Source organism: Candidatus Frankia nodulisporulans (genome assembly GCF_902806475.1).
Taxonomy (GTDB): Bacteria; Actinomycetota; Actinomycetes; order Frankiales; family Frankiaceae; genus Frankia; species Frankia umida.
The window spans coordinates 1-20,762 of record NZ_CADCWS010000058.1; the positions used below are offsets into that span (position 1 = coordinate 1).

The 20,762-nt window shown below is 72.5% G+C and carries 12 protein-coding genes; 10 read left to right on the top strand and 2 right to left on the bottom strand.

Going from position 1 to position 20,762, the window contains the following annotated elements; genetic code table 11:
* On the top strand, positions 1–2,172 hold a 2,172-nt coding region (locus G6R24_RS08250), incomplete at its 5' end, for a WD40 repeat domain-containing protein (RefSeq protein WP_163548562.1).
* Here the strand turns inward: G6R24_RS08250 and G6R24_RS08255 are convergent.
* Positions 2,121–2,381, bottom strand: coding sequence for a helix-turn-helix domain-containing protein (locus G6R24_RS08255; RefSeq protein ID WP_476695808.1), 261 nt, complete (start codon positions 2,379–2,381; stop codon positions 2,121–2,123). The two genes, G6R24_RS08250 and G6R24_RS08255, sit on opposite strands and share 52 nt — an antisense overlap.
* 117 nt (positions 2,382–2,498) lie before the next feature.
* Here G6R24_RS08255 and G6R24_RS08260 point away from each other — a divergent pair, with 117 nt between their 5' ends.
* The 9 genes from G6R24_RS08260 to wecB all read left to right on the top strand — a co-directional run bounded on the left by G6R24_RS08260 (position 2,499) and on the right by wecB (position 19,667).
* Positions 2,499–4,025, top strand: coding sequence for a nucleotide sugar dehydrogenase (locus G6R24_RS08260; protein WP_163548563.1), 1,527 nt, complete (start codon positions 2,499–2,501; stop codon positions 4,023–4,025).
* Positions 4,026–4,157: 132 nt separating this feature from the next.
* Positions 4,158–5,534: a choice-of-anchor P family protein gene (locus G6R24_RS08265; RefSeq protein WP_163548564.1), complete on the top strand. Its 1,377-nt coding sequence runs from the start codon at positions 4,158–4,160 to the stop codon at positions 5,532–5,534.
* A gap of 320 nt (positions 5,535–5,854) precedes the next feature.
* On the top strand, positions 5,855–7,384 hold the full coding sequence (locus tag G6R24_RS08270; RefSeq protein WP_163548565.1) for a glycosyltransferase: 1,530 nt from the start codon (positions 5,855–5,857) through the stop codon (positions 7,382–7,384).
* Positions 7,381–8,586, top strand: coding sequence for a glycosyltransferase (locus G6R24_RS08275; RefSeq protein ID WP_163548566.1), 1,206 nt, complete (start codon positions 7,381–7,383; stop codon positions 8,584–8,586). Before G6R24_RS08270 ends, G6R24_RS08275 begins: the two co-directional genes overlap by 4 nt.
* 3 nt (positions 8,587–8,589) lie before the next feature.
* Positions 8,590–11,772, top strand: a complete 3,183-nt coding sequence (gene wzy / locus G6R24_RS08280) for an O-antigen polysaccharide polymerase Wzy (RefSeq protein WP_163548567.1) — start codon at positions 8,590–8,592, stop codon at positions 11,770–11,772.
* Complete coding sequence (locus G6R24_RS08285; protein ID WP_163548568.1) at positions 11,769–12,659, top strand: class I SAM-dependent methyltransferase; 891 nt, start codon at positions 11,769–11,771, stop codon at positions 12,657–12,659. Before wzy ends, G6R24_RS08285 begins: the two co-directional genes overlap by 4 nt.
* An 88-nt stretch (positions 12,660–12,747) precedes the next feature.
* A complete protein-coding gene (locus tag G6R24_RS08290; RefSeq protein ID WP_163548569.1) occupies positions 12,748–14,913 on the top strand; it encodes a glycosyltransferase in 2,166 nt (721 codons plus the stop codon).
* A gap of 304 nt (positions 14,914–15,217) precedes the next feature.
* Positions 15,218–18,001, top strand: a complete 2,784-nt coding sequence (gene acnA / locus G6R24_RS08295) for an aconitate hydratase (RefSeq protein WP_163548570.1) — start codon at positions 15,218–15,220, stop codon at positions 17,999–18,001.
* Positions 18,002–18,275: 274 nt separating this feature from the next.
* On the top strand, positions 18,276–19,667 hold the full coding sequence (gene wecB, locus G6R24_RS08300; RefSeq protein WP_225438273.1) for a non-hydrolyzing UDP-N-acetylglucosamine 2-epimerase: 1,392 nt from the start codon (positions 18,276–18,278) through the stop codon (positions 19,665–19,667).
* A 19-nt stretch (positions 19,668–19,686) separates the two neighbouring features.
* Here the strand turns inward: wecB and G6R24_RS08305 are convergent, their stop codons facing one another.
* Positions 19,687–20,502: an inositol monophosphatase family protein gene (locus tag G6R24_RS08305; RefSeq protein WP_163548571.1), complete on the bottom strand. Its 816-nt coding sequence runs from the start codon at positions 20,500–20,502 to the stop codon at positions 19,687–19,689.
* Between the last annotated feature and the right edge of the window lie 260 nt (positions 20,503–20,762).

Here is a 20,762-nt window from a genome sequence, read left to right on the forward strand (position 1 = left end):
CTGATCCCGCTGCTGGCCGCGGACCGGGACTGGCTGGTGCTGCCTCCGCTGGTTCCGGCGGCGGTCCCTGAGGTGGGTCCGGTGGGGGAACTCGCCCGGCTGCTGGCCACCGCATGCCATGCCCGTGGTCTGGGCCGCACCGCAAGCCAGGTCAGCGAGGCGCTGGGCCAGCCCGGGGGGCTGACCGGGCTGGTCGCTGATCTCCTCGCCGCGTCCTCGGCCCGCCGGTTGCTGCTGGTCATCGACCAGGCCGAGGAACTGCTCACCAGCACCAGCGAGACCGAACGGCAACGGTTCGCCTCCCTGCTGTGGGAAGCCAGCGGCGAACGTGTCCGCGTCGTCGCCACGATCCGCTCGGACTTCCTCGACCCGCTGCTGCTCCTCGCCGCCGACACCCACCTGCCCGTCCAGGACGCCTTCACCCTGGCCCCGCTGGGCCGGGACCTGCTCCCGCTGGTCATCCGTGAACCGGCACGCCGCGCCGGGATCCGCATCGACGACGAACTCGTGACCCGTCTGGTCGCGGACACCGGCGGCGGGCAGGCCCTGCCCCTGCTGGCGTTCACCCTCGCCCAGCTCGCCGACGGTGTCCGCCGCGGCGGTGCGCTGTCCACCGCCCACTACGACACCCTCGGTGGAGTCCACGGCGCCCTCGCCCGCCACGCCGACCAGGCACTGGCCGTCGCGGTCGACCAGAACAGCCATACCCGACAGGAGGTCCTCGCGGCCCTGCTGCGCCTGGTCACCGTCGACATCGACGGACAGATCAGCCGCCGCCGCGTCCACCTCGACGACGTCGACTCCGCCACCCGCACCGACCTTGTCGTCTTCGTCGACCACCGCATTCTCACCACCAGCAACACCCACGAGGGCAGCAAGCAGACGCACGAGAACACCCAGGGCACCAGCCGTGGGGAGACGGTGGTCGAGTTCGCCCACGAACAGATCCTCACCGCCTGGCCCGCCCTGCACGACGCCATCACCGCCGCCGCCGACACCCTGCGCCTGCACGCCACCCTCACCGACGCCGCCGACCAATGGGACCGGGCCCACCAGCCCGACACCCATCTGTGGGACGGCGACCGCGTCGACACCACCCGCATCGCCCTCGACCCCGCCGGCCTCACCCCCACCGCCCGCGCTTTCCTCGACGCCGGCACCCGCCGCGCGACCCGAGCCCGTACCCGCCGTACCCGCCAGCTCGCTGCGGCGTTCACCACCCTGGTGGTGTTGCTCGCGGGCGTCAGCATCACCGCCGGTCTTGCCCTGGCCAACAGCCGCACCGCGGCCGCGCAGAAACGGGTCGCGATCAGCCGTCAGCTCCTCGCCCAAGCCGACACCGCACGCTCGGTGAGCGTGTCGACCGCGCTGCAGCTCGACCTCGCCGCCCATCGCATCCACCCCACCAGGGAGACCCGTGACGCCCTGACCACCACCCTGACCAGCGGCTACTCCCACACCCTGACCGGACCCACCGACAGCGTCGACTCGGTGGTGTTCTCCCCGGACGGGCGGACCCTGGCCGCCGGCAGCTACGACCACACGGTCACCCTGTGGGACCTGGCCGACCGGGCCGCACCCCGCCGGCTGGGTGCACCCCTGACCGGACCCGCCGGCGGCGTCAGGTCGGTGGTGTTCTCCCCGGATGGGCGGACCCTGGCTGCCGGCAGCTTCGACGGCACGGTCACTCTGTGGGACCTGGCCGACCGGACGGCGCCCCGCCGGCTGGGTGCACCCCTGACCGGACCCGCCGGCGGCGTCTTCTCGGTGGTGTTCTCCCGGGACGGGCGGACCCTGGCTGCCGGCAGCGGCGACCACACGGTCACCCTGTGGGACCTGGCCGACCGGGCAGCACCCCACCGACTGGGCACACCCCTAACCGGACCCACCAACAGCGTCTTCTCGGTGGTGTTCTCTCCGGACGGGCGGATCCTGGCCGCCGGCAGCAACGACCACACGGTCACCCTGTGGGACGCCGCCCAGCTGTTCACACTTCGCGATCACGCTGATACCGAGGCATGCAGGCTGCTCGGCAGCTCCCTGTCCGCCGATCTGTGGAAGCAGTACATTCCCGACCTGCCCTACCAGGAGACCTGCCCTGACCACGCAGACCCAGAAGGTCAGCCGGTCCCGGCCGCACTTCCGGCGGCGGGGACGGCCGCGCGCAGGTAGGCATAGACCGTTTCCCGACTGATCCCGAACTGGCGAGCCAGATCGGCCTTGCGCTCCCCCGCGGCGGCCCGCGCGCGCAGGTCACCGGCCTGCTGCGGGGTGAGAGCGGGTCGGCGGCCGGTATAGACGCCGCGGACTTTGGCGGCGGTGATGCCCTCACGCTGGCGTTCGAGGATCAACGCCCGTTCGAACTCGGCGAACGCCCCCATCGGGACGCCGTAGTACCCGCCGTAACCACGACCCGGGTGTGGACGGGGCGCGACGCGGCGGGGGACACGGCGAAGCGGCTACGTCGCTGTATGTGATTGATAAGCAACACTCTGTGGATGGCATCGAACAAGCTAGTGGTGATCGGGCAGGGATACGTCGGGCTGCCGGTGGCTATGCGGGCCGTCGAGGCGGGCTGGCGGGTCGTGGGGGTGGACAACGACGCCGGTCGGGCGGCGCGGCTGGCGGCGGGGCGGTCGTATGTGGAGGACATCTCCGACGGGCAGCTCGAGGCGGCCCTGGCCAGTGGGAACTACCTGCCGACGGCGGACTACGCGCGGGCCGACGGGTTCGATGTCGCCGTGATCACCGTGCCGACGCCGTTGCGGGAGGGCGCGCCCGACCTGTCGTACATCGTCGAGGCCGCGCAGGGGCTGGCGCCGCTGGTCCGGCGGGGGGCGACGGTGATCCTCGAGTCGACGACCTACCCGGGCACGACCGAGGAGCTGCTCGCGCCGCTGCTGGCGGAGGGGTCCGGACTGCGGCCGGGGGTGGACTTCCACCTCGGGTACTCCCCGGAGCGGATCGATCCGGGCAACCCGACCTGGAACCTGGTGAACACGCCCAAGGTCGTCTCCGGGATGAGCCCGGGGTGCCGGTCGGCGGTGACCGCGTTCTACGACAGTCTGGTCGAGCGGACCGTGCCGGTGGCCTCGACCCGGACCGCCGAGCTCACGAAGCTGCTGGAGAACACCTTCCGGCATGTCAACATCGCGCTCGTCAACGAGCTGGCGATGTTCGCGCACGAACTCGGCGTGGACGTGTGGGAGGCGATCGACGCGGCGTCGACCAAGCCGTTCGGCTACCTGCGGTTCACCCCGGGGCCGGGGGTCGGCGGGCACTGCCTGCCGATCGACCCGTCCTACCTGTCCTGGCGGGTGCGGCACAGCCTGGGGCGCAGCTTCCGGTTCGTGGAGCTGGCCAACGACGTCAACGACCACATGCCCGACCATGTGGTGCGCCGGGTCACCGAGATGCTCAACGCCCGCCACCAGCCGGTGGCCGGCAGCCGGGTGCTGCTGCTGGGCCTCGCCTACAAGAAGAACACCGGGGACGCGCGGGAGTCGCCGTCCATCCGGATCGCGGGGCTGCTCGCCGAGCTCGGCGCGCAGCTGCGGGCCGCGGATCCGCATGTCGATCCGGCGCGGTTGCCGGCCCGGGTGCGCCTCGTCGAGGCGAACGCGACCGAACTCGCCGCGGCGGACCTGGTGGTCGTCCTCGTCGATCATGACGCGTTCGATCGTGACCTGGTGGAGCGGCACGCGCGGCTCGTCCTGGACACCCGCCGCTGGCTGCCCGGCCCGCACGACCTGCGCCGCCGCGGCCCGTCCGGGGACGCCTCCGACGGGTCGCGGAGCCTGCCGTTCGACGACCTCGACAGCGGCCTCGACCTCGACCTCGGCTCCGGCGTCGGCCCCGGTCCCGGCCCCGGCCCCGGTTCTGAGCACGAACTGGAGCTCGGCCCCGATCGCGAGCTCGGTGTCGCGGTGGGGGGCGAGACGGGCGATTCGGGTGTCGGGGGGGCGTGGGTGCCGGCGCAGGCGCGACCGCGCGAAGACGTGGGTCTCACCGTGGAGTCGCTCTGATCCGGCCGTACGGCGACACGCCCGGAACTCACTCTACGAAACCATCTACTTGCAAGTAGTCACAGCATTGCATCTTCCTTCCCTAGGGTCATCGCTGAAAGTGTTCTCGAACTCACAGGAAGGAGGGATTTGATGCGAAGCTCGTTCCGTGCGGGCCCCCGGGTGGGACTGCGTCGGCTGACCGCCGGCGTCGTGTCCGGTGGCGTCCTCGCGGCCACCCTGGTGGGCGTGGGAGTGGGCACGGCCTCGGCCGTCCCCGCTCCGCTGGCCTATGAGCAGTACGCCTACGGGGCGTCGGCCTCGGTCGGCGGTGTGGTGACGGCAGGGCCGCTGTTCCCGACCGGCATCTCCTGCACCATCCAGCCAGGACTTGTGGCGACCAACGGGGGGCTCGTCAACATCCCCGGTGTCATCAGCGCCGCACCCACGTTCCAGTCCGCCACCACGGCGGAGAGTGGGCCGAACAACAACCAGGTCGCCGTCACCCGTAGCACGGTGGCGAGCGTCAACCTGCTCGGTGGGCTGGTCGGCCTGACCGGCCTCGGGGTCACCGCGACCGCGGTCAACACCGGGTCGGGCGTGGCCACGGCCGGCGCGGTGAGCCTTGGGGCGCTGACGATCCTCGGGATTCCGATCCCGCTGGGCAGCATCGGGCCCAACACGACGATCGGGATCCCGCTGCTCGGCTCGATCACGCTCAACGAGCAGACGGTGGCGGTCAACGGCATCCGCACCATCGGGGCGCACATCCGCATCCTGGCCGGCGTGAACGCCGGACTGGACGTGATCGTCGGTCTCACCCAGTCACGGTTCCTGAACAAGCCTCCGGTGTTCATGACCGGGGTGGCCTACTCGAACCTGATCGCGGCGGGACCGGTGTCGGTCGGGCCGCTGGTCGCGCAGAGCGTGCCCTGCAACGGGGGCACGTCCACCTCGAACCTGGTCGGGATCAACCTGCCGGACATCGTCACCACCGGGGTGATCACGGCCACGGGGACGGCGGTGCTCGGTAATCCCACCGGTGGCACGTCCAGGCTCAGTGTGGCGGGAGTGAACCTGCTCGGTGGTCTGATCACCGCGAGTGCGATCACCTCCCAGGCGAACGCGATCAAGAGTCCGGGTTCACCGCCCGCGCTCAGTTCCACCGGGACGCAGTTCGCCAATCTGACGGTCGCCGGAATCCCTCTCGGGGCCAACATCGCACCCAACACGGCGGTGGTCCTGCCCGGTGTCGGGTACGTGGTGCTCAACCGTCAGGTGCAGACGGCCTCCGGCCTGGAGGTGCGGGCGATCGAGGTCGTGATCCAGGTCGGCGGAGTGCTCCCGGTCGGGGCCGTGATCCGGATCGGGGTCGCGTCGATCAACGCCTCCGACACCGGGGCGTCGCCGCTGTCCGCACCGCTGGACGGGCACATCTCCGAGCAGCTGTCCGCGCCGTACGCGACGCAGCTGTGCTCGACCGTGGGTGACACGGCCAAGTGCGACAACATCGACCCCAGCACGTTCTGAGGGGCCGATCGAAGTAACTCTCGGTAGTGGAACGTCGGACGTCGGCCAGCTGGTGCCGGATGTCGGACGTCCGGCGGACCGCCACCGCGAGAACGCGAACCGGGCGGGTGGGTGCTACATGCCCCACCCGCCCGTTCGTGTGTGAGGCGGGGAAGCCGCCACGTCGTCGCGGATGCGGTGGATGCGGTGGAGGCGGTGGAGGCGGGGGAGGTCGCGCCGCCACGTCCGGACTCTCCGTGAGTGCTGTGTCTCTATGTAGTCAAACGATGGCGGTAGGTTGTGCACGTCCTGGAGGGGAAAACCAGCGAAGGGTGAACGCCATGCGGGTTGTGGTCGCGACGGAGGCACGGTTCCACCGGGACTCCCGCGGCGTCGTGACAGCCGGCACCCCGAGCGAGGCATACCGCCACTGGGCCTCCTACCTCGGTGTCTTCGACGAGGTGATCGTGCTGGGCCGGGTCAGCCCCGCGCGGTCCGACGCGGCGGCGGCGACGGGCTTCCCGGTCGTGGGCGAGCACGTCCAGGTGCTGGAACTGCCGCCCTACCAGGGTCTGTTCGGCTATCTGCGGACCCGCCGCCGGCTGCGTCGCGCGGTGTCGATCGGCCTGCGCCCGGGCGGCCTGCTCGCCCCCACCCGCCGCCAGCGCGCGGTCGGTTCGGATCAGGCGGCCACGTCCGAGCGTCCGGCCAGGTCCGAGCGTCCGGCCCGGGTGGGAGGGGCGTCATCCGGTGGGCGGTCACCGCACGTTGTCGACACCCGTTATCTGGCGGTGATGCCGGGGCTGGTGGGCGCGACGCTGATCGCCGTGCTGCGGCGCCGGAAACTGCCCTACGCCATGGAGATCATCGGCGATGCGGAGGAGGTCGCCGGGGGGATGTTCGGTCGCTGGGCGCGTCGCCCGGCCCGCCGCTGGCTGGCCCGACGGGCCGGCGCGGCCCGGGCCGTCGGCTACGTCACCCGGGAGGTGTTGCAGGCCCGCTACCCTGCGGCACCCGACGTGCCGCAGGCGCACTACGCCTACGGCCGGTTGGGACCCGACGACTTCACCCCCACCGCTCGGCCGCGGGCGCCCCGGCCACCCGCACCGGCGACGCTGGTGACCATCGGTTCCCAGGAGCGCCGCTACAAGGGCCACGACATCCTGCTCGAGGCCGTCGGTCTGCTCGACACCTGGCGGCATTCGCTGCGTGTCGTCATCGTCGGCGCCGGCCGTCACCACGACCAGTTGGTAGACGCCGCGCGACGCGAGGGCCTCGACCACATCGTCGAGTTCGTCCCGAGCCTGGACCGCGCCGGTGTGCGCGCCCTGCTCGACGACGCGGACCTGTTCGTCCTGCCGTCCCGAACCGAAGGGTTGCCCCGCGTGGTCATCGAGGCCCTGGCCCGCGGCGTGCCGGTCCTCGGCACCGCCGTCGGCGGGACGGTGGAGCTGCTCGCCCGGCAGGACCTCGTCCCACCGGAGGACCCGCTGTGGCTGGCGATCCGCATCTCCGAGGTGCTCGCGAGCCCTGACACGCTGGCGGAGATGTCCGTCCGCAACCGGGCGGCCGCCGAGGAGTACCACGGCGAACGGGTGGACGAGCGGGCCAGCGACTTCTACCGCGCGATCGTCGCCTGGGACGCCCCGGAGCGCCCCCGTCCCACCCCCCGGTCGAACGCCAGGACCCGCACCTCGACGACCGCCCCCGCCGGGTCCACCGTCGCAGCGGCGGCACCGGCGCGTCGACTGTCCGTGGCGTCGATGGCCGCCGCCCAACCGCCCGGCCCGGCCAGGGCGACGGAGCGGGCGAACCGCGCCTCCGGGGCCGTCCCGGCGGCGCGGACGAGGCGCACGGAGAAGGACCGATGACCTCCGAGACGGTGCTCCCGGCCGATCCGCGGGAGGACACCGAACCGGAGCCGGGATCGGAGTCGGAGTCCGCGGCCCAGCCGCGAGGGCCGGTGCGTGTGCTGGAGGTGCTCGGCCGGATGGACCGGGCCGGGGTGGAGCTGCGGGCGCTGAACCTGCTGCGCCGGCTGGACCCGGACGAGTTCCGCCTCGAGTTCGCCGTCACCTCGGGCGCCGCCGGTTCCCTCGACGACGAGATCCGCGAGCTGGGCAGCGAGGTGCACTACTGCCGGGTCGACTGGCTGTTCCCCCTGCGGTTCCTGCGGCTGGTGCGCCAGGTACGTCCGGACGTCGTCCACTCGGCCGTGGCGACCTTCTCCGGGGTGGTGCTGGCACTGGCCCGACTCGGGGGTGTGCGCCGCCGGGTGGCGTACTTCGTCAGCAGCGCCGACCGGCACGGGACGAGCCTGCGCGGACAGGTGCAGCGGGCCGTCTGCCGGTGGCTGCTCGACTGGTGCGCCACCGACATCGTCGCCGTGAGCGAGGCGGCGATGCGTGGCCTGTGGCGCGAGACATGGCGCCTGGACGAGCGCTGCCGGATCATCTACAACGGCGTGGAGCTGGAACCGTCCGGGGTGGCGATCGCGGCCCGTCGGCGGGCCGGCGAGCCCGAGATCGAGGAGTCCGACACCGTCACCGTGGTGCACATCGCCCGTCCGGACCCGTTGAAGAACCGGGTCCGCGCGGTCGAGGTGTTCGCCGCGCTGCGCGGCCGCTCGGTGCCGGCGCGGCTGCGCATCGTCGGGCGTCAGGATCCCGTGGAGACCGCGGAACTCACCGCGCTCGCCGAGCGGCTCGGGGTCGCGGCCGAGGTCGAGTTCACCGGTGAGATACGCGAGATACCTCGCCTGCTGGCCGGTTCGTCGCTGCTGCTGGTCACCTCGCTGCACGAGGGGATGCCGACGGTCGTGCTCGAGGCACTGGCGGTGGGGACGCCGGTGCTGTCCGCGGACCTGCCGGGCGTCACCGAGATCGCCCGGCTGCTACCCGGTGTGACCACGTTGCCCCTGAGCGCTTCCGACGTGCTGTGGGCGGACACCGCCGAGATGCTCACCGCCATCCCCCCGACGCTGGAGCAGCGCCGCGAGGCGATGCGGCTGGTCCGCCGCTCCCCGTTCACCATGGACTCCTGGCAGCGTGACATCACAGCCGTGTGGTCCTAGTCGATGCCCGCCCAGATCCGAGCCGGGGTGCCGCGTGCCCCCCGGCCGCCCCGGCCTGCCAGCATCCGGCGCCCGCCGCGGCCCGCCGCCGTCCGGCGTCCGGTGCGACCCGCCAGTGTCCGGCGGCCGCGACCTGCCGGCGCCCGGCGGCCGCCGCGATCGAGGGCGGCGGCGCCGCGGGCCGCGGTGCCGCGGGCCGCGGCGCTGGCGTTCGTCGGCTGTGGGCTGGCGCTGTTCGTCGTCGTGGCCTGGCCGGCCTCGCTGGTCACGCTGCCCGAACGCGCGGCGGCCAGGGTGTGCGTCCTGGTGGTCGCCGGCGGGGTGCTGCTGTGCGTGCGGGCCCAGCCGCGGGGAGTGTGGGCCTGCTCGTCGGTGTACCTGATCACCCTGTCGGTGTTCCACTTCGGGGTGGCGATGCTGTACGCCACCGGCACCTCGTTCGACGGACTCCGCGCCCAGTACGACTTCCGCTGGCTGGCGGTCTACCCGATGAGCCGGCTGTTCACGATCGCCACCATCGGGGTGCTCGCCGCCACCCTCGGCGTCGCCGCCGTGACCTTCTGGCGGACCCTGCGCCCCGCGACCCGCGCGGACGCGACCCGTCGTCCCGCCGCCCGCACAGGCACCGTGCCCGCGGCGACCGCCGCCACCGCCGTGACGGATGGGGTGGCGGCGGATGGGGTGGCGCGGCCGAGCCTGCGGGCGCCGGCCGGGTTCGTGCTGGTCGCGGGCTCGGCGGTGGGGCTGGTCGCGATCGTGCTGGGAGCCGGTGGGCTCGGTCTGCTGTTCGGCTCCTACGAGGATGTCGGGCAGACGGCGCTGCGCTCACCGCTGGTGCCCTACGTGCTGTTCGGCCTGTGCCTGGGTCTGGTGCTGGCGGTCATCGACGGGCCGAACCGGTGGCGGCGCGCCACCGTCGTGCTGTTCGTGCTGTTCGCGGTGATCGCACTGCCGCTGGGGCTGCGCTCGGAGGTGATGTTCCCCGCGGTGTCGGCGGCGGCGGTCGCGGCCCGCCGGCGGGTGGTCGTACGCGGCGTGATCGTCCTGCTCGGGGCGGTGCTCCTGCTCGCCTTCATCGGCGGACTGCGGGAGATCCGCCAGTCGGGACTCGCCGCCGTCCGGCTGGAGGCCATCACGTTCAGCCCGGTGGACGGGGTCGCCGAACTCGGCGCGTCGATCCGTCCGATCGGCGCCGTACTGGACTGGCGGGACGGGATGGGTGAGCGTCCGGCACCCGGCTCGACGTTCTACGGGCAGGTCCAACGGCTGCTGTCCGGCCGGGTACTCGGTCGGCCGCAGCCCTCCCAGTTCGACGACGAGCGTCTGTTCAACGTCCTCATCATGGATCGGGAGGGCCCGATCGGGGGGTCACCGATCGCCGAGGCCTACTACAACTTCGGCCTGCCCGGGGTCATCGTGTTCCTGTTCGGCACGGGGCTCGTGGTGGCCTGGATGGACCATGGTCGGTCCCGGCGGGGGACCGAGGCGGCCTGCCTGGTGCTGCTGGTCCCGCTGGTGATCGAGGTCCGTAACGCGTTCGCGGCCGTGCCCTTCCAGGTGCTCATGGGCCTGGTCGTGCTCGGCCTGATCCACGCCGCCGAGTCCGCCGCCCGCCGCGCCCTCGCCCGCTCCCGCCGCCCGTTCGCCCGTCCGGCCCCGGTCCGGCCCGCGTCCGTCCGGCTACCGTTGCTCCGCCCGGTTTCCGTCCCAGCGGCACCAGCGCTGCCCGGGCCACGCCTGCCCGCGCAGCGTCTGCCCGCGGATGCCGGGTCTTCGCCGCGCGCGGCCACCCGTCCGCTGATGCCGCCGGATCCATGCCCAGGCATCGAGATCGCCGTCGCGGACGTGGACGTGGACGTCATCGCCCCACCAGCGCGTCCGCGAGGTGGTGGGGCCGGGGGGATCGGTCGGGTGGGACTGGTCGTCACCGGATGGTTGGGGCTGGCCGCCGTCGCGAGCCTCGGGCAGGCCGTGGTCACCGCGCGGATGCTGCCGCTGGCCGAACGCGGGGCGCTCGTCGTGCTGGTGACGGTCTGCGCGTTCGGCGCGCTCGTCGGCGGACTCGGCACCAACGTCGCGTTCCGCCACTACTTCGGCCGAGCTGATCCCCGGGTCGGTCTCGGCCACTACCTGGGACTGTCCCTGGCCGTCACACCGCTGGCCGCCGGGCTGGTGACCCTGTTCTCGCTGCTGCTGCTCAGACTCAGCGGCGGCGCCCGGGTGGACGGCTGGCTGCTTGTCGCCGTCGCCCTGCTGGCCGCGGCGAACCTGCTGGCCGCGCAGCTGCTGGACGCGCTCAACGCCGCCGGTGAGATCAGCCTGTCCGCCGCGTTCGTCGCCGGGACGAGCGTGGCCCAGTTCGCCGTGCTGCTGCTCGGCCCGCGCCATCCCGGCCTGCGGCACATCGTGGTCGTCCTCGCCGCCTGCTGGGGCGTCCAGATCGTCGTGTGCGTGGTCGAACTCGCCCGCCGTGGCCTGCCGGTCCGTCCGCGGCGCGACCGGACGGCCTGGCGACTGCTCGTTGGCAAGGGACTGCCCGCGCTCGGGCTCAACATCGGCGCCACCGTCGCGTTCCGGTTCGACCGGCTGCTCGTCGCGGCCTTCGGTGGGGCGAGCGCGGCGGCGGTGTACTCGGTCGCCTCCGCGTCCTGCGAGGCGCTGCGCCTGCTACCCGGCTCCGTCGGCCAGGTGATCTTCCATCGCAGCGCCCGGGGCACGTTGACCGCCGCGACCCTGCGCCGGGTGACCCTGACGGTGTGCGGCGCGCTGTGCGTCGCGGCCGGCGCGCTGGCGCTCGCCGCGCCGTGGCTGCTGGCGCACCTGTTCGGCGCCGGCTACGGCGCGGCCGTGACGCCGATGCGGCTGCTGCTGGTCGCGGAGCTGCTACTGGCGCCGTTCCTGATCGAATGCCGGATGCTCACCGGGCTCGGTCGCACCCGCGCGGCCGGCGCCGTGGGCCTGGCCGGCCTGCTGCTGTCGGTGGCGACCTACCCGGTACTCGTGCCGTGGCTCGGTGCGACCGGCGCGGCGATCGGCAGCATGATCGCCTATGGCGCGATGACCCTGCTGGCCCGGCGGGCCCTGCGCGCCCACCTCGTCGCCGGCCACATGCCGGTTCCCGATCTTCCCACCCCGCCGTTGCCGATGCCCGAACCGGCACCCGCCACCAGAAGGGCCAGCTCGTGACCTCCACCGTGCCCGCGCACGTCACCCTGGTCGTCCAGCCGGGGCGCCACCGTGGACGGCTGGCGTTCTACCGCCAGAACGCCGACGCCGCCTTCTGGGACGACCTGTGGGACGCCCAGACCGTCGACTACCGGCGGGCCCGCGGCGGGCACCTGCCCCTGCATCTGCGCCGGGCCGTGCGGCGTTACCTGCCGCCCGGCGGACGGGTACTGGAGGCAGGCTGCGGGCCGGGGGAGTTCAGCGTCGCCATGGCCGCCCGCGGCTTCACCGCCGACGCCGTCGACTGGGCTCCCCGCACCGTGGCACGGCTACGGGCGGCGGCACCGCAGATCCAGGTGTGGCAGGGCGACGTGCGCGCGCTCGAGGTGCCGGACGCCACCTACGACGCCGTCTACTCACCCGGGGTCTGCGAGCACTTCGAGGCCGGCCCCGGCGAGGTGCTGCGCGAGACACTGCGGGTGCTGCGCCCCGGCGGTATCGCCCTGGTCTCCACCCCCTGCTTCAGCCCGCTGCTGCGGGCGGTGGGCCGCGCGGCCCACGCGGGTGGTTTGCCCGCGGGTGACCGCCCGGGCCGGACGCGGCGCACGACGGCGCCCCCCACGGTCGGCGCGCCGCTGTGGCTGCCGCGACCCCGGGAGGGAGAGTTCTACCAGTACGCCTTCACCCCGGCGGGCCTCGCCGCCGAACTACGGGCGGTCGGGTTCGAGGCGGTACGTGCCCATCCCTACGGCGCGCTCGCGACGGTCCTGGAGTTCACCACGGCCGGTCGGGCCCTGGCCGCCCGGGTGGACCGGGGCCGGCTGCGGCCGCTGGAGGCCGGCCTGGACCTTCTTGGTGCCCCACGGCTGGCCGGCCGCGCCTGCCTGTGGGTCGCCCGGCGGCCGTGATCCGAAGCGCGATCCAAGGCACAAGGGTCGGGGGACCCGCGCGCGACGGTGGCGCGGACGCTGCGTTGATCCTGGGAGGACCCACACAATGAAGATCGCCACGCTGGTCAAGACCGGAGACGGTCCGCTGTGGATCATCCCACAGGTGCTCGCCGCCCGTGCCGTCGGCGACGAGGTGGTCGTGCTGCTGCCGGCCCCCCATCACCGCGACAGCCGCGTCGCCCGGGAACTGGCCGACCACGGCGTCCCCGTGGTCGAAAGTCCCGCACCGCTGGCCGGCGCGTCGCTGCCAGCGCAGCTGGCCGCCGTCGGACGGCTACGCACGACTCTGCGTGACCTCGACGTGGACGTCGTGCACTACCACCTGTACGCCTCGGCGCTGGTCGCGCGGCTGGCCACACTGGGTACCCCGATCACCCGCGTGCACATGGTCGCCGGACCCCTCTACCTGGACAACACGCTGATCCGCCGGGCCGAACGGGTGCTGTGCCGCCTCGACCACATGCTGATCGCCAGCAGCGCGGACATCCGGAACCGGTACCGCGCCCTCGGCCTGCCCGCACACCGCATCCGCACGTACCCCTACGGCGTCGACCTCGACCACTTCAGCCCCGCATCGCCCGAACGGCGTCGCGCGGCCCGCACCGACCTCGGCTTCGACGCGGACGAGTTCGTCGCCGTCTGCGTCGCCTACTTCTACCCACCCAAGCGGCTGGTGCATCCGGGCCGGGGCGTCAAGGGGCACGAGGACCTGCTCGAGGCATGGTCCCGGTTCGTCGAACGGGGCGGCCGAGGCACCCTCATCCTGCTCGGCGGCGGGTACGGCGAGGCCGGTGAGCACTACCGCGACCAGCTACGGGCCACCTGGGCGTCGCGGCCCGGCGCCGACCAGATCCGCTGGGTGGACAGCGTGCTGGACGTCCGGCCGTTCTACGCGGCCGCGGACGTCAACGTCGTGTCCTCCTGGTCGGAAGGCTATGGCTCCGGGCAGGAGGCGACCGCCTGCGGCGTGCCCACGTTGGCGACCGCCGCCGGCGGGCTGCCCGAGGTCGTCGACGACGAGACCGGCTGGCTGGTCGACCTCGGTGACGCCGTCGCCCTGGCCGAGGCCCTGCTCGACGCCGCCGCCAGCCGCGGCACCCCGGCCGCCGGCCGCCGCGCCGAGGCCACCCGCCGCCGCGCCGAGCAGATGTTCGACCGTCGCCTGCTCAGCCAGGACATCGTCGCCGCCCTGCACACCGCCGCCACGAACCGGTCAGCCGCGGCCCGCCCGACCGCCACCGCGTTCGACCGGCTGCGCGCCGCCGTGCCCGCCCCCCGACGTCCAGCGAGAAGGCGTCAGGCCACCCCCGCCTCCGCCTCCGCTTCCGCTTCCGGCTCTGCTCCCGTCTCCACCGCTGCTCCCGGTTCCGGCTCTACTTCCGCTTCCGGTTCCGGCGCCTCGGCCGCGGGGCTGTCCCTGCTGCGGCTGCTGCCCGGGCTGCCGCAGCGGGTGGTGTGGGCGGCGTATCGCAGCTATCTGCTGCGCACCGATCCGGTTCGCTACGCGCGGCGGATCGGGGTGCGGATGGGGGAGGACTGCCGGCTGGTCGAGATCACCCCGGCCACGTTCGGCACCGAGCCGTACCTGATCAGGCTGGGCCACCGGGTCGGCATCGCCGGCGGGGTCCGGTTCATCACCCATGACGGCGCGGTGACCCGACTGCGCCGGGAGCATCCGGACATCGACGTGGTCGCGCCGATCCGGGTGGGCGACGGCTCCATGATCGGGTTGAACGCCGTCATCATGCCGGGCGTGACCATCGGCGCCGATGTCCTCGTCGCCGCCGGCGCCGTGGTGATGCGGGACATCTCCGCCGGCAGCGTCGTCGCCGGCGCGCCCGCTCGGGTCATCTCCGACATCGAGCAGTGGGAGCGTCGTGCCCTCGCCCGATCGGTGGGTACCGGGCGGATGAGCCCGAGCCGCAAGCGGGAGGTGTTCCTGGCCCGCTTCGCCGCCCAGCTCGACGCCGATCTGGACGCGGCCCCCACCGCCGACCCGTCACCGACACCGGCTCCGGAGACGGCGTCGACGACAGCTCCGACGTCCCCCTCGAAAGTCGCGGTCGGGACAGCTGACCGCCCCGCTGCCGAGACAGCTCCGGAAACGGGCCCACGAGCAGGTGAGGGAGCGGAGTCGGGAGCGGGGCAGGAGCCCGCGGCCAAGGCGAAGCGGGGACGGAAGCCATCTGATATCGTTAGCGTTGCTAAGTAAATGACGAGGGGTTCGCCCCGCTCGAGGTAAGGTCGGCTCGCCCGCCGCGGCGAATGGCACAATTCGGCCAACGATCGGTCGATCAGGCCCGTCGGTTGTGTCACAGGCCCTCAGCAGCGATGCCTCCCGGCGGGAAATGCCAGGATGGACCCAGAGCCGGCCGAGGATGGCCGACGCCGAGAGCGGCCCTGCGTCACGGGTTCCCCGCCGGCGGCGTCGCCATGGCGTTGCCGCAGGGGCGTGGCCATGGTGGCGAACCCCGCTGCCCGTGGGTGACGGGCGGCGGGTGACGAGGAGGAGAACGATGGACAGCTTCGGCAGTACCGGATCGCTCGCGGTAGGTGACCGCACCTACACGATCAGGCGGCTGGACGCGGTGCCCGGGGCCGATCGACTCCCCTACAGCCTCAAGGTGCTGCTGGAGAACCTCCTGCGCACCGAGGACGGCGCCAACATCACCGCGGACCACGTCCGGGCGCTGGCGAACTGGGACCCGTCGGCCGCACCGAGCCAGGAGATCCAGTTCACCCCAGCCCGGGTGATCATGCAGGACTTCACCGGTGTTCCCTGCGTGGTGGACCTCGCCGCGATGCGCGAGGCGATGGCCGCGCTCGGCGGTGACCCGGCGAAGATCAACCCGCTGGCACCGGCCGAGCTGGTGATCGACCACTCGATCATCGCCGACCACTTCGGCCGGCCGGACGCCTTCGAGCTCAACGCGACCCTCGAGTTCGGCCGCAACCGGGAGCGCTACCAGTTCCTGCGCTGGGGCCAGGCGGCGTTCGACAACTTCACCGTCGTCCCGCCGAACACCGGCATCGTGCACCAGGTCAACCTGGAGTACCTGGCCCGCGTCGTGTTCACGAAGGACACCCCCGAGGGCACCCTCGCCTACCCGGACACCCTGGTCGGCACCGACAGCCACACCACGATGATCAACGGTGTGGGTGTGCTCGGCTGGGGCGTCGGCGGCATCGAGGCCGAGGCCGCGATGCTCGGCCAGCCGGTCAGCATGCTCATCCCGACCGTCGTCGGCTTCAAGCTCACCGGCGAACTGCCCGTCGGCACCACCGCCACCGACATGGTGCTGGTCATCACCGAGATGCTGCGCAGGCACGGTGTCGTCGGCCGGTTCGTCGAGTTCTACGGCGAGGGCGTGGCGAACCTGCCGCTGGCCAGCCGGGCGACCATCGCCAACATGAGCCCCGAGTACGGCTCCACCTGTGCGATCTTCCCGATCGACGGCGAGACGCTGACCTACCTGCGCCTGACCGGGCGTCCCGCCGAGCGGGTCGCCCTGGTCGAGGCCTATGCCAAGGAACAGGGTCTCTGGCTCGACCCGAGCTTCGAGGCCGACTACACCACCACCCTTGAGCTCGATCTTTCCACCGTGGTGCCGTCACTGGCCGGCCCGAAACGACCGCAGGACCGGGTGCCGCTGTCCACCGCGAAGGCCGCCTTCCGCGCCGCGCTGCCCACCTACGCCAAGGCCACCGTCCTCGCGAACGGCGGCGCCGACGAGGCCGACGCCGAGTCGTTCCCGGCCTCCGACCCGGCCGCGGCCTTCGCCGACAAGCCGTCGGACGCCCCGGTGTCGGTCAACGCGGTCGCCGGCCCCGTCGCCGACCGTCCGTCCCGGCCGACGGCGGTGACCCTGGCCGACGGCACCGTCGTCGAACTCGACCACGGCGCGGTCGCGATCGCCGCGATCACGTCCTGCACCAACACGTCCAACCCGCAGGTCATGATCGGCGCGGCCCTGCTGGCCCGCAACGCCGTCGAGAAGGGCCTGACCCGCAAGCCGTGGGTGAAGACCACCCTGGCCCCGGGCTCCAAGGTCGTCATGGACTACTACAACCGGGCCGGGCTCGTGCCCTACCTGGACAAGGTCGGCTTCAACCTGGTCGGCTTCGGCTGCACGACCTGCATCGGCAACTCCGGCCCGCTGCCCGACGAGATCAGCGCCGCGGTCAACGAGGCCGACCTCGCGGTGGTCAGCGTCCTGTCCGGCAACCGTAACTTCGAGGGCCGGATCAGCCCCGACATCAAGATGAACTACCTGGCGTCCCCGCCGCTGGTCGTCGCCTACGCGCTGGCCGGCACGATGGACATCAACCTCGACACCGACCCGCTGGGCACCGGTTCGGACGGCCAGCCGGTGTACCTGCGCGACATCTGGCCGAGCGAGGCCGAGGTCACCGCGGTCGTCGCCGACGCCGTGCAGGCGGAGATGTTCGAATCCGACTACGCCGACCTGTCCGGGGACGAGCGCTGGCAGGCGCTGCCCATCGGCGACGGCGGCGCGGTCTCCCAGACCTTCGGCTGGGTATCCGACTCCACCTACGTCCGTCACCCTCCGTACTTCGAGGGGATGGCGGCCAAGCCCGAGACCCGCACCGACATCGTCGGCGCCCGGGTGCTCGCCCTGCTCGGCGACTCGGTCACCACCGACCACATCTCACCCGCCGGCAACATCAAGAAGGACTCGCCGGCCGGCCGCTATCTCACCGAGCACGGTGTCGCCCCGCTCGACTTCAACTCCTACGGCTCGCGGCGCGGCAACCACGAGATCATGATCCGTGGCACCTTCGCCAACATCCGGCTGCGCAACAAGCTCATCCCCGGGGTCGAGGGCGGCGTGACCCGCCACCTGCCGGACGGCGAGCAGCTCGCGATCTACGACGCCGCCCAGAAGTACGCCGCCGAGGGTGTCCCGCTGGTCATCCTCGCCGGCAAGGAGTACGGCTCGGGTTCGTCGCGTGACTGGGCCGCCAAGGGCACCTCGCTGCTCGGTGTGCGCGCCGTCATCGCCGAGTCCTACGAGCGCATCCACCGTTCCAACCTGATCGGCATGGGCGTGCTGCCGCTGCAGTTCCCCGAGGGCCAGTCGTACGAGTCGCTCGGCCTCACCGGTGAGGAGACCTTCACCATCACCGGCCTGGCCCACGTGGACGAGAAGACCCCGACCATCACCGTCCAGGCCGGGGACACGTCCTTCGAGGCCGTCGTGCGCATCGACACCCCCGGCGAGGCGGAGTACTACCGCCACGGCGGCATCCTGCTCTACGTCCTGCGCTCGCTGCTCTAGCCGCTCCGCCGGCGCCACCAGCGCCACCGGCTCCGTCAGCTCCGTCAGTCCACCCGGCCCCGGCCGCGGGAGAGTCGTCTCCCGTCGGCCGGGGCCGGGTGCGTTCACCGGACCGGCCAGGAGTACGTCGAGTTACTAGATGGATACGTAGGGTGATAGCTTTCTGGGTGACGGCTGCGGTCGGCGTGGGTGTCCGGATCGAACGGGTGCGACCGTGATCGTCGGTGACGATCCGTGCGTCCAAGATGATCTGTGCGTGCCGGGGGGAGTCCGTATGCCCAGTGAGACGTCGGCGTTGGCGAGGGAGACGTCGGAGCAGACGGGGCCGTCCGTGCCCACGGTGCCCTCGGCGCCGCCGAGCGCACGCTCCACCCCCCTGGTGCCACAACCCAGCGGACCGCGGCTGCGGCGCGCCCCGATCGGAGTGGCCCGCCCGGCAGTGGCGATACCGAAGTCGTCCGGACCGGTGGAAGGCCGGCTGAAGGTGCTGGTGGTGGTGGGCACCCGCCCGGAGGTGGTGAAGCTCTCCCGGGTGCTCGCGGCCCTGGACCGGGCCGTCGACCTGCGGCTGGTCCACACCGGGCAGAACTACGACCACGAGCTCTCGCAGATCTTCTTCGACGAACTCGGCGTGCGCCGCCCCGATCACACCCTGGACGTCGCCGGCGCCACCCCGGCGGAGACGATCAGCCGGCTGATCGGTCAGATCGACCCCGTGCTCGCGGCCGAGGCGCCGGACGCCGTGCTCATCTACGGCGACACCAACACCTGCTACGCGGCGATCGCGGCCAAACGCCGCCGGATCGCGGTGTTCCACCTCGAGGCCGGCAACCGATGCTTCGACGAACGGGTCCCCGAGGAACTCAACCGCCGGGTCGCCGACCAGCTCAGCGACGTCCACCTCGCCGCGACCGAACGCGCCCGCGGCCATCTGCTCGCCGAGGGTCGCCCGACCGAGCGGGTCTTCGTCGTCGGCTCGCCCGTGCGGGAGGTGCTCACCCACTACGCGCCGCTGATCGACACGTCCACGGTGCTCGCCACCCTCGGTGTGCAGGTCGGACGGTATCTGGTCGCGAGTGTCCACCGGGAGGAGAACACCAACCGGCCCGAGGCCCTGCACGCGCTGGTGGAGTCGCTCAACCGGCTCGCCGTCCGATACCGGCTACCCGTGATCGTCTCGACGCATCCACGCACCCGGGACCGGCTCGCCGAACTACGCCGCGCCGGACGGGCTCCACTCGTCGACGATCGGATTCGGTTCTGCCGGCCGTTCGGATTCAGCGACTACATCGCGTTGCAGCGAGCCGCCCTGTGCGTGCTCTCCGACAGCGCCGCCCTGACCGAGGAGGCATCGCTGATCGGATTTCCGGCGGTCCTCGTCCGGGACGCCCATGAACGCCCCGAGGGAATGGACCGCGGCGTGCTGGTGTCCAGCGTGCTGCACCCCGACCGCATCCGCGCCGCCGTGGAACTCGTCGTCCGTGAGGCCGAGAGCGACCGCCGCCCGCGCATCGTCGCCGACTACGCCGCGGACGATGTCTCCCGCCGCGTCGTGCACATCCTCGTCAGCTACGTCGACCACATCCGCCGAACCGTCTGGTTCGACGAACCGCCACTGCCCGCGGGCCCGACCCCCAGCACGGCGACCCCCGCCGAGAGCTTCTGATCCGGCGGGGGTCGGTCAGTCAGTCGCGGTCGGCGCGGGGATCCTCGGCGAGCAGATCGGTCAGCGGACCGAACAGAGCCGGCGGGGCGGCGACGACGAGATCCTCACCGGCGCGGCGCCCCAGCAGACCGCCGACCCGAAGCCCGGCCTCGGCGGCCACCAGAGCGCCGGCCGCGTGATCCCACGGCTTCAGACCGCGCTCGTAGTAGGCGTCGAGGACACCCTCGGCCGCCGCGCACAGATCCAACGAGGCCGCACCCATCCGGCGGATGTCACGAACCCGCGGCACCACCCGGGTGAGCACCGCGACCTGCGCGGTCCGGCGAGCGACGGTGTACCCGAAACCGGTCGCGACCAGAGCGCGGCTGAGCTCCGTCTCGGTGGAGCCGGTCAGCACGCTGCCATCGCGGAAGGCCCCACCGCCACGGGTGGCGGTGAAGGTGGTGCCCGCCCCGCCCAGCGCGGGGGCGTGCACCACGCCGGCGATGACCTCGCCGTTCACCTCGGCGGCGATCGAGACCGCCCAGTTCGGCAGCCGGTAGAGGTAGTTGACGGTGCCGTCGAGCGGGTCGACGATCCAGCGCACCCCGGTGGAGCTCGCCGAGTCGGCCCCCTCCTCACCGAGCAGCCCGTCGCCGGGGCGCAGCTCACCGAGCCGACGCGCCACCAGCGCCTCGGACGCCCGGTCAAGCGCGGTGACGACATCGGTGGGCGACGACTTCGTCGACTCGGCCGCCACCGTCCCCTCGCGGCCCCGGGCAAGCAGCTCCCCGGCCTCGCGGGCGATCGTCAACGCGACGTCAAGCAGGACGTCCGGATCGGGCAGGTCGCTCATCGCGGGGCGCTCCATCCTGTTGGAAGATCACACAGTGGGTGGGGATGTCGCGGTCCACGGGCCAGGTGGGTCGCGACCCTGGATCCCGATTTCCTGGCCCCCGACCCCGGGCCGAGACCCCGGGCCGAGACCCCGGGCCGAGGCGGGGAGGAGCACGCTCATCCTGCCAAGTCGGCGGCGAACAGGGATCCGGAGCCTCACTTCCTTACTTCCTTACTTCCTCGCCAGCCCTCGGCAGGTCATGGCAGCCCTCGGCAGGA